The sequence below is a fragment of the Acidobacteriota bacterium genome (genome assembly GCA_016184105.1).
In the GTDB taxonomy this organism is placed as follows: domain Bacteria; phylum Acidobacteriota; class Vicinamibacteria; order Vicinamibacterales; family 2-12-FULL-66-21; genus JACPDI01.
On record JACPDI010000012.1, the window covers coordinates 1 to 10,441 of the forward strand.

General features: G+C 61.1%; 7 protein-coding genes. 3 read left to right on the forward strand and 4 right to left on the reverse strand.

The annotated features are described in order from the left end of the window. The 3 genes from HYU53_04200 to HYU53_04210 all read right to left on the reverse strand — a co-directional run. Nucleotides 1-989, reverse strand: a 989-nt coding sequence (locus HYU53_04200; protein ID MBI2220386.1) for a hypothetical protein, incomplete at its 3' end; no start/stop codon positions are given. Then, nucleotides 986-1,948, reverse strand: a complete 963-nt coding sequence (locus HYU53_04205) for a hypothetical protein (GenBank protein ID MBI2220387.1) — start codon at nt 1,946-1,948, stop codon at nt 986-988. The genes HYU53_04205 and HYU53_04200, both read right to left, overlap by 4 nt. A 309-nt stretch (nt 1,949-2,257) precedes the next feature. Then, complete coding sequence (locus tag HYU53_04210) at nt 2,258-2,635, reverse strand: very short patch repair endonuclease (protein ID MBI2220388.1); 378 nt, start codon at nt 2,633-2,635, stop codon at nt 2,258-2,260. Nucleotides 2,636-2,772: 137 nt separating this feature from the next. Here HYU53_04210 and dcm point away from each other — a divergent pair, with 137 nt between their 5' ends. The 3 genes from dcm to HYU53_04225 are packed head-to-tail and all read left to right on the forward strand — an operon-like array spanning nt 2,773 to nt 8,481. Then, entirely contained in the window at nt 2,773-6,246 is a 3,474-nt protein-coding gene (gene dcm / locus HYU53_04215; GenBank protein MBI2220389.1) for a DNA (cytosine-5-)-methyltransferase, read from the forward strand. Continuing rightward, a complete protein-coding gene (locus HYU53_04220) occupies nt 6,243-7,424 on the forward strand; it encodes a DEAD/DEAH box helicase family protein (protein ID MBI2220390.1) in 1,182 nt (393 codons plus the stop codon). Before dcm ends, HYU53_04220 begins: the two co-directional genes overlap by 4 nt. Then, nucleotides 7,345-8,481: a hypothetical protein gene (locus tag HYU53_04225; protein MBI2220391.1), complete on the forward strand. Its 1,137-nt coding sequence runs from the start codon at nt 7,345-7,347 to the stop codon at nt 8,479-8,481. Before HYU53_04220 ends, HYU53_04225 begins: the two co-directional genes overlap by 80 nt. Nucleotides 8,482-8,739: 258 nt before the next feature. Here HYU53_04225 and HYU53_04230 read toward each other — a convergent pair. Then, nucleotides 8,740-10,441, reverse strand: a 1,702-nt coding sequence (locus tag HYU53_04230; GenBank protein ID MBI2220392.1) for a DNA2/NAM7 family helicase, incomplete at its 5' end; no start/stop codon positions are given.

Here is a 10,441-nt window from a genome sequence, read left to right on the forward strand (position 1 = left end):
TGGGGGATCAGAACGAACCGAATCGCGCCTCTCCGCAGCCGGAATTTCTCGAGCAGAAGGTCGGTCTGGAAGCTATGGAGAGCCCATTTGCCGTCGTGCTCCCAGACTCGCTCCAGCGCTCGGAACCGCGCCGAGCCGAACTTCCGGGAAGCCTTAGCCAAGTCCAGTCCCCAAGAGGGCGCAGGGTCCGTAGTCTGGCCGCGCCGGGCGCGGCAGAACCAGTCGAATTCCTCGACCTCATGGGGCGTCAACCGCTTGATGTACGTGTCCCGAATCGCGAATCGATGGAGCGCCACCGCGTTCCAAAATCGCCTGGGCACCAGTACCCGGATGGTCCATTCATCTACCCCCATAAGAAGGTCGGCATGCCTCGCCAGGAAGACGCGGAAGTCGGACGGGACGCGCCGCGTCACCAGGTAGAGGAAGACGTGACGCCGGTCGTCCTTAGCGATGCCGATCGGCAGCTTGTCTGGAAAGTAGCGAACAGTCTTCTGCCGGCCTTCCCCGAACGTCAGCTTCGGGTAGAAGAGCCGGCGATCCTGCTCGAAGGCGTCATCGAAATACGCAACCTTGTCCCGCTCGGTCCCAAGCCACGAGTGCTTCGTGTCCCCGAAAACCGCATCGAGCAGCATCAGGCGCTCGACAAAGCGTCCCTTGGAGGCGGGCCGGCGGTTGCGGTTGTTAGCCTCTCCGATCGCCTCGTAGAGCGGCTTGTACTGGACGTGGAAGAGGCGTCCTTGGTGCAGCTTCCCAGGAGTGATGGTGGTGGCGTATCCGCGACCGACGAGGTTGGCCAAGAAGTCCTTCGTCTTCTGGCCGTGGGTAATGCCCATGAATGCCCTGTACTGCCGTTCGATGAACACGCCCGAGTAGATCAGAACGTGCAAGATGAAGCGGGCCTGCGGCTCGGTGAATCCGAACTCCATCACCGCCTTTTCCCGCTCCGGCCGGATGCTGTCGCACAGTTCACGCCGCGCCCACTTCATCATAGGAACTCCTCCGCGAAGCCCGGATCGAATGGGCTGCCGCCGGTGTTGCTTCCACCTCCGCCACCGCGCCCACCGCCACCGCGGTAGCACGTGAAGCCGGCCTGCGCTTTTGACCCTGCGTACGCGCCGCGATAGTGCTCGCTCATGACTTCCACGTCCTCGTGACGGTCGCGGCCGTCAAGCTCGTACTCGATGCGGAAGTCGGGGAAATGGACCCGCTCATCGAAGTACGGGAGATCGTGGTCACGCGCCCAGGCCTCGATCTCTCGCGCGTCGCGATCCGGCCGGCCGTCGCTGTTCGGGTTGCCCTTGTTGTGTTCTTGAAGCCACTCCTGGTACTCGCGCCGGAGATCGATTTCCAGGATCACCCGCTCGACGTCGGCGCCCTGATCCCGCAGGCGCCCCTCGACCTCGACGTACGCGGCGAAGAGTTGCGAGTCGTGCTCAAGCTCGCGCGGGCGGCTCACCTCTGCGTGGAACTCTTGGCGCTCGTCGTCCTCATCGCGTTCCCGGCGGTTGGATTCCAGCAGGTCCCTGCCGTCCTCAGTCAACGTGACGGCGCGCTCGCCGCTGTCGATGGCTACGAATCGAATCAGACCCTCATCCCGCAGGTGCTCCAGCGTGTCGTCCCGCGGATCCCAATCCGGATCGCGGGCCGTCTCCAAGTCCCGTTCGGCGACCACCCGAAAGGATCCGATGGTGGCGAGCATCCGGCTGTCCTCGCGGTTCAACTCGTACAGGTTCTCGCGCTCGTCCTGTACCAGCTCCCGCTCAAGTCCGCGGAGCAGTTCTAGGCCCTCTACGAACGCGTCGCGCGGGTCGTGGCCCCGAGGGTCACGGTCACGCTCGAAGTCCCTGTCTCGGTCATCTGGATCGCGTGGATCGTCCAGCCAGCGCGCGTCGTAGATATCGAAGTCGTCGCGATCGCGCGAGTCGTAGTCACGGGGATCGAAATCCAAAGTGCCCTCCCCGACGGTATCCGCCGTCTGATCACACGCGATTATGAAAGGCGGAATACGCCGCAACAATGAACGTTGGGGCCGCTTTGGGCGGTGTTGGGTGAAAGGCGATCGAGTGTCAGGCCATCACGCGTTCCAGCGTGGCGCTGTGCTCGTCGCCGTCAATGCTCGTCGCTGCGCTCCGACCGCACGGCGGCCTTCGGGCATTGACGGCGCCTGCGCGCAGCGCGAGCCAGGCTGTTGCGTGATTGCCAGCTCTCGACGACAGACGCCGGTAAGCAGAGAGCTTAATCTGCAGCGTGGCGGCATCTATGTTGCGGCCGCGCGCGTCAACAACTGTCGAATCCGGGCGACTGCACCTGGCAAGTTTTCGCGAAGCTCGTGCTCCCAGATTCTGACAACCCGCCAGCCGAGTTTTCGCAGTTCGCGATTTACACGGCGGTCACGTTCCCGATTCGCGGCGATCTTCGTCCTCCAAAATCCAACATTTGATTTCGGCTCGCCGTAGTGCCGCGGACAAGCGTGCCAGAAGCAACCGTCGACAAAGATCGTCAGGCGCAACTTTGGGAAGGCCAGGTCCGGCGTGCCGGGCAATCGAGCTCGTACGCGGTATCTAAGGCCGATCGCCCAGAGTGCCCGTCGGAAGGCAATCTCAGGAACAGTGTCCGCGCTCCGAACCCGGGACATGTGTTCGGACCTACTCATGGCAGGTCGGCCAGGGGGGCGCCGCCGCTTTGGAGGAAAGACAGGCACGCTGTCGAGCTGGTTTCCCTTCACAGACCGTGAATGACGTTGACCGGGTCCTTTTGTAGGTCTATATTTCGTTGCAGATTGTTTCAATTGTGCGTCTTCGTTTCACCTGGTTCCATATGAGCGAGCAAATTCAGCTGATCCAGTTCGACGATGAGCCTCCCCTGTCAGACCCGTACCTGACTGAGCAAGACGTGATCACCGAATTCAAGGTATCACGCACAACACTCTGGAGGCTCCGGATGGAAGGGCTTCCCCATGTGTCGGTCGGTCGGCAAGTCCGCTATCGCTTAGGTGCGATAGTCGAATGGCTTGAGCGGTCCAACGGTCCCGAAGGGCGACGTGGGAGAAGGCGGGCCAAGCAAACTAGCCAGACGGCCGACGCGATTCCGCCTTGCCACTGGAGCCACGCGGTCGCGCTCGATCCGCGTCATCGTCCACAAACCCCTTTCGCACCGTCATCGACAATACGCCGCGAGTGGTGGCGCTTCCCACAGGAGGCACACCTTCTAGATCCCCGCCTTGGACGTTACCGAAGACTGAGGGCGCACGAAGTCGCCGTCCTTCAGGGATTCGCACCCGATTGGGCGTCGGCGGCCGGAGTCGGCGAACTCGATCAGATTCGCGGCTACGGCAACGCAGTACCTCCGAGCCTCGCACGAGCAGTTATCAACGGAATCATCAAGACAGTAGACCAACCCTTGCGCACTAGCGTCGAGGTATGCGCCGGATTCGGAGGCTTGGCAATGGGTGCGGCGGATGCGGCAGGGATCAAACATCTCGCTCTCATTGACAACTGGAATGTTGCGACTCGGACCCTGCGGGCAAACGGCCCTTGGCCCGTCGACTCTGTGCTGGAAGAAGACGTTTGCGATGTCGAGTGGCAACGCTTTACTGACAGAGTAGATCTCCTGACAGGAGGCCCCCCGTGTCAGCCGTGGTCGATCGGCGGTGCGAGGCGTGGAGCTCGCGACGAACGTGATTTGCTCGGGCTCATGCCTGATGTCGTAGGAGTTGTGCGCCCGATTGCTTTCGTGTTCGAGAACGTTCCAGGGCTGCTCGCGGGAGAGAACGAAGCCTACGCGCGGTGGCTGCTGGATCGATTGCGCACGCCGGCACCAGGATTGAATTACGCAGTTGCTGCAGCTACTTTTAACGCTGCGGATTTCGGGCTACCACAAATCCGTCGCCGCGTTTTCATCGTCGGTCTTCGGGGCAAGCCGGCTTCGGCTGTGCACGAGACGTTCGACGCGATTGCGGCTCTTCGCACTCACGCTGATCCGAAACTACCTCTCCCGCACGGCCGGGCCGCGTGGAACACCATAAACTCGGCACTTCCTGACTGGGCAAGCGTCGAAGATGGCTGGCGGAAATGGATCACAGTAGGCGACGATTCTAAAGATCCTGAGAGCGTCGACCCAGCGGAAGCCCGCAGCGATACCACTCAGACGAATCGACAGTCGAGACGCCCTCGCATTTCACTGTCCTGGCCCCACCGAGACTGCTTAACCGAGTGGACGGCTGGCGGCTGGACTGCCCGAGACGAGGTTGACGATCCACTCCGCACCGATGTTCGACCACTGCTCGTTATCGAACACGGGCTCACCGCGGACCCGTTCACAGACCCGTGGTTCGTCGTCGGCGATAGTGTGGCGGCGCTGGGCGCGCTGACGCGCACACACGCTCGACGGGCCCAGCTCGTGTATCTCGATCTGCCGCGGATCACCACCAACGCTGCTGCTTTCGACGCTGCTGAAGATCAGTCAGCGCTCGACACTTGGCTAACGCTTGTCCAAGGTCTGCTTCGTCGTGGCCTGCGACTCTTATCAGACGAGGGAGCAATCGTCGCACTGTGCGGCGTCGGCGAGCTGCCGTACGTTCAAATCCTGTTGACCGAGCTCGCGGGAGTTAGGAACTACGTCGGGACTGTCGCGTGGCAGAAAGGCTACAGTCCTCGCAACATCCCAAACCAACGTGAGTTCTCTCCCACACACGACAACCTCGTGGTTTTTGCACGTCGGAAGGAAGTGCTGCCGGCGGTGGCGCTACGCGTGCCGCCGGAGGGTTTCGCAAATCAGGATGCCGACCCGCGTGGTCCTTGGAACGCGGAACATAAGGGGGCAAACAAGGATGACTACACATTTGAGGTCAATGTCGCGCCGTACCGTTGGCGAATCGTGGACGGTGCGTTGCCACCTGGAATGTGGCGCATAAGCGAGCGGTCCGGTGTTATCTGGGCGCCCAAGGGTGATGTCAAAACGCCCGGTTTGTTCCGGTTCACGGTCGAGGTCGAAGATCAGAAGGGCGCGAAAGCCCGTCGCGCGTTGAGCATACAGGTCGCGGAAGACGTCGAGCCCCCTCCACTAGTACCGCCGCCTTGGTTAATCGCGCAGGTTGACGGCGAAGGTCGAATCCTAAACGGCCCGGACAGTTCTGGCGACTTGCGAATTGTGACTGACAAGTTGCCTGTCGCCTGCTTGGGGCAGGAGTATTCGGCCGTTGCCATTGCGAGCGGCGGCGCTCCCTGGACGGGTACCACAAAGCCCGGCAAGACGTCCACGCCAGGAAGTCGTCCGAAACGTTTTTGGGAATACTCCCCCGAGACTCTGCTTCAGGCAGCAGCGCGCGACGCCGTGGACTTCAAGAACAAAGTGGATGCGATTCCCGCGGTTAAGCGCTATTTGGATGGTGCGGAATCTGCCCCTCGAAATGTCGAAACCGTTTGGCTCGGGGGTGACAAGCGTCGCGCGCAAGGCCAACTCGTTGGTTACAGCCAAGACGCCAAAGCCGAGTTGACGGACATGCAAGCCGAGAACGTGATTCAGGAAGTGATCACCTATTCGAAGCCAGCGACGTTGATGCTCCGGCTCATCGCGCTGTTTACTCAGCCCCAAGGCCTCGTCGTTGACATTGGCGCACCCGCAGCGGAGATGGCCGCGATCGCGACAATGACCGGCAGACGTGCCGTGTATGTAGAACTGCCCAGCAACACTGGGCTACGTCAGACACTCACTGCCCCGCGATTGCTGCATGCGTCCCGCGGCCGACATCCTCTTCCTGAGGATTGCGTCTTCGCCGCCGACCTTAACGGGGAAGCAGCCGAGCGCGGCCTAATCATCAACGGACAGCGTCGAGCGCCTAGCGAATTGGCGGGGGTCTTCACCGTGGAGCTTGGGGCTTCCGCCGCTCGGATTGATCGGCCTTCTGCAGTGGTCGAGCTGGACTACGTCACCTATCCCACCGGTAGCGACACCTTTCTTCACATGCTCGCGAGCATCGAGGGTCTCGTCCCGATTGGTGGCAACCGAGGATGGTTCGCTGAGGCACTGTGGGAACCGCTTCGAGCTGTCTACGTGCAGAGCAAAGAGTTTGTTGATGGCAGCTTCCTCGAACGCGTCTCGCAGGATCACGATGAATTTCTCCGCACCGGCGGTCGCGTCCGCATCTACTATCACCGAGGCCAGAACAGCTCGTTGATGCCTGTAGGCTCGGGAGTCGAACTGAGACGAATCCCGTTCGATCTGCAGTTGACGGCAGGCCTGTTTTGAACCGCGAACGGCTGCTCCGCGACGCTTATGATTTGGTGGTCAGGACGATGCGGCTACGGCCGCCACAGGCAGAGGCCTTGGCGAGTGTTCGCGACGTGCTTCTTCGTCTGCCCGATCGGCTCTCGACTTGTACTTCTGAGGAAGTCCGGCAGTTTCTGACTGGGTCTGGATGGACGCATACGGGCCATCCTGCCTTTACGCTTTCTCTCGCTACAGGGCTAGGCAAATCTCGGCTCGCCGGCGCGATCATCGCGCTTCTGTGGTTGTCTGGAGAGGCGCGTACGTTTCTATTGCTAGCTCCTCGACGAGCCGTGCTGCGCCGGTTGAACGACGCACTTGACCCCGCGTTCCATGACTATCTGTTCACCGACCCGAATCTAATTCCGGAGCCACTCGTGATTAGGGCGGACGAGATTACGAGCCCGGCAGCACTCGACCCGCAGGCCGCCACATTTGCGCGGGGGCCACGAATCTACCTCCTATCCCCGCAGCTCGTCACATCGAGCCCAATCTTCAACGGTCGAGACGACCTCTCTCAGATCTCGCCTGCACAAGTCTTGAAACATCAACAGGACCTCGTGGTGATTGTCGACGAGGCGCACCATGTCGGAAGGCTAGCCGACAGGGAAACGACGGCTTGGGCCAACGCCATTCGTGAACTGGAGCCGCGACTCCAGATCGGACTGACCGCCACGCCTCGCCAGGAGGCCGGTGTCAATCTGCTCTACGACTATCCGCTGAAACTCGCTCTTGCGGAAGGACTCTATACCAAGGCCGTGCAGTTGCTCGTGCGCGAGTTTCCAGGTGACGACCGTGATCCCTGGGATATCGACCAACAGACGATCACATTCGCGCTCGATCGTCTTCGCACTAAAGAAGAGGCGATTTCGCTCGCCGCCGTGCCGCCGTTTCCGGAAGTCAAACCCGTGGCCGTCCTCTTTGCGAGGGATATCGAACATGCGAAGCAGGTGTACGACTGGCTCTTGAGCAGTACGCTTCTTACCGCAGATGAGATTCACCTCACGTACTCGGGCAAGAGCAAGACTGAGGAGGAAGTCGAACAGCTCCTCGGGATCGAGTCTCCATCGAATCCCGTGCGTGTCACGGATCGGCGAGCGCGAGGCCGACACTCTCGACGTCATATGCTTCGGAAAAGAATCGCTCAAGAAAATCGCTGACGAGGCCACTGCGTTTACGGGACGGGAGCCATCACCAGCCGCAGGCATCGAGGTCAAGGACTCTGGCGCGGCGGCCACTGTTGCCGTTCCGGTGGAGGTGGGTGTAGTCCGCGAGGAGACGATTGAGTTCGTTGACTTACGTAAGCAGCCACAGGAACCCAATCTCGACCTCGAGCCGGCTGCGCTGCGTCGGGTCACCGAAATGGCAGTCAACCGCCTGGAGCTCGCTCAGGCTCAGATGCGCATTGCCACTGTTAAGGGGCAGGTCGCTCTTGATCGCGCGCGGTTTACGGAAGCTGTCGCTATGCGCGTCCTCCGTGCCTTGCCCGAGTATCTCGCTGATGACATCCATCGCGATCCGGTGAGAGTCATCGTACAGAGATGGTTGGATGAGGCACGCCCGAAGGACAGATTCGTGCCGTTCGACCCGTTCGAAGTGGGGGACGAGATCGCTCGAGTAATCAAGCAGGGATTGGAGCGCGAGAGCGCTCAATACATACCGGCCAGTTCGAAGCGCCGGGTTGCCTTCCCGGGCTTTCGCTTGATCGCCAACGTCCCTGCGCTCCTTGGTGTGCCGCGGCCCACTGGTCTACGTGTCGAAGAATTGCCAACCATCGGAGCTCGCGATACGTTCGTTCGGTTCCAACCGTATCGCGGATGGCGATCCGCGCTTCACGATGCATATTCGTTCGATTCGTGGCCTGAGGCGAAGCTGGCGACCCTGCTCGACGTTGCGGACGACGTCGTCTGGTGGGTCCGCAATCAACCGCGCCGCCTTCAGATTGCGACACCTGCCGGAGCGTATAACCCCGATTTTGTCGTGCTCTTGGACACGCAGCCGAAGCGCACGCTGCTGATTCTTGAGTCGAAGGCCGACGACTTCTGGAATCCGCCCGAAAGCGCCCCGCGCCTCAAGGCGCGGGCAGCGGCTACGTGGTGCGCGGCCCAACCTTCGGAACTGCCAACGCAGTGGTCATACGCTCTCGCTCTTGAAAGTGACATCAATACTGTGGCAAGTTGGCCGGAGCTTTTCCCGCGGTTGCTGAGGAGCGGTTGATGAATAGATTTGAAGGGAGTGACCGCACGGAATCGGCAGTGCCGAACCGATCCAGTCGACAAGGGACAGTTGACTGATGCGGGAACATTAGGCTAAACACTGCTCGGTCCGGCCGCCGGGCAGCGGCAGCGCTGCACCACGACGCATCGCACGTCATCAGGCCAGCGGTCCGATTGCTCGCTACGCGGAGACGTGAGGACGAAAGCCCCCGCCACCGCCGACGCGTGATCTGAACGCGGCCGCGCAATACGAGTCAGCTCACGGCTGCCTCGCCATTTCGACAAACCGACAGATACCGTTCGCGAGCTGCATTTGTCGTGGCGTCCTGCATTGCGGCTCAATCAAAGCTGGGCTCCCGACGATAAAGCTCGCACATCTGGCCCGGGAAGTCGCAACATTAAGACGATTTAAGTGGTACAAGAACTCCATGCCGCGCGGCGCGTCTTCTGGGCGCGACGTGGCCATGGAGTAAATGGCGACAGCGCAGGTTTGACCTTGGAATTTGTCCACCGTTCCAACGGGAATCCCGCGGGGCTCCAATTGCGCCGCGAGACGATTGACTTGGGCGTTGTACGGCGCGACGACACGTATGTCGGTTGGAGCGAGCGGCCGCTGGATGCCGTTTTCGTCGATCCAAGAGGTGCCTACCAGGGCATCGACGAGCACCCTCACCACCTCCACTTCCTCATCGGATGCGCTACGGTTTCCTTCATGCTGCGTGGCGATCCACCAGAGGCCAGCGCCGTTGAAGGGACCGTTCGCCAGTTGCTGGTTAACGAGGGCAGGAACCGACGTCAGTCTTCCTGCATAGAAGAGCTCCGAGGTGAAGGCGCAGATATTCGGCGCGAGCCTCCAGGTCTCGGGTAGGAATATTCCGAGATTCGGCGGCATTGTTTCGGCGCTGGCGAGAAGATGCCCCAAGGCCGAGACGTTCACCCCGTCGGGGTGACTGGCCTTCTGCGGCTGATCAAGCTGCTGTGGATCACCTAAAAGGACTAGACTGCCTGCCGTTGGCGCAACTGCCAGGGCGTTTGCCAGCGAGAACTGCCCCGCCTCGTCCACAAACAGCAAGTCAACCGACCCCGCGGCGTCTTCATCGGCCCAGAGCCATGCCGTTCCGCCGAGCACATGGACTTCCCGATCTCTGATCGCGGCGAGGGCCACTTCGTTCTTGTTGAATTCCAGAACGTAAGGCGGAAGCTCCTCACCATCCTTTGGCTTGCGCGCGAGACGAACGTCCTCACCGGCAGCCTTGGCCTGGTCGCGGACTGCGTCAAACAAATTCTGTATGACCTTGTGGCTGGTAGCGGTAACACCCACGCGCATGCCTCTGGCCACTGCCGCACGAATCATCCGCGCGCCGACGTAGGTCTTGCCAGATCCGGGCGGGCCCTGAACGGCGAGAGTCGTCCGATCGAGCTCTGTTACAACCCGAACGGCGAAGTCCGTAGTTGATTCGCCTTGCTGCGGCGAAAAGTCGCCAGTGCGCAGGCGTGGCGCGCGACGGTAAAGCAAGTCGGTGCCGGCTGAGGCCTGAAGGTAGTCTGCGGCACGAAGACGCTCTGCGAAACGCATCACCGAATCTTGCAGCGCGCGCGTGCCGATGACATCGATCGAGAAAACTGCCGACGGATGGTCCGCTCCGGATTTCGGACCGCGCTTGACATCGACGGTCTGTGCGATCCGGTCCAGCGCGAGTACCTCGCCAAATGGCTGGTCGTCCTGGCGGCGGAGTTTATCGCCTTCTGTCAGCTCAACTTCTTGGAGCGGGAATCGATAGCGATGAATGATGCTTCCCGTTGCCTTGCCCTTCTTGCTCAGGAAGGGTCCGAGTTCGGCCACGTGCTCGAGACCTGCGATGGCTTTGACCTCATCCAACAAGTCCTCTTCGGGGAGCTCCCGCAGCCTGAAGTACTCCCACCATTCAGCCTTCTCTTCACGGTGGTGCCAGTCGATGAGA

Coding starts and splice junctions, on each gene's coding strand:
- HYU53_04210 (MBI2220388.1), bottom strand. CDS start 2,635: ATGTCCCGGGTTCGGAGCGCGGACACTGTTCCTGAGATTGCCTTCCGA.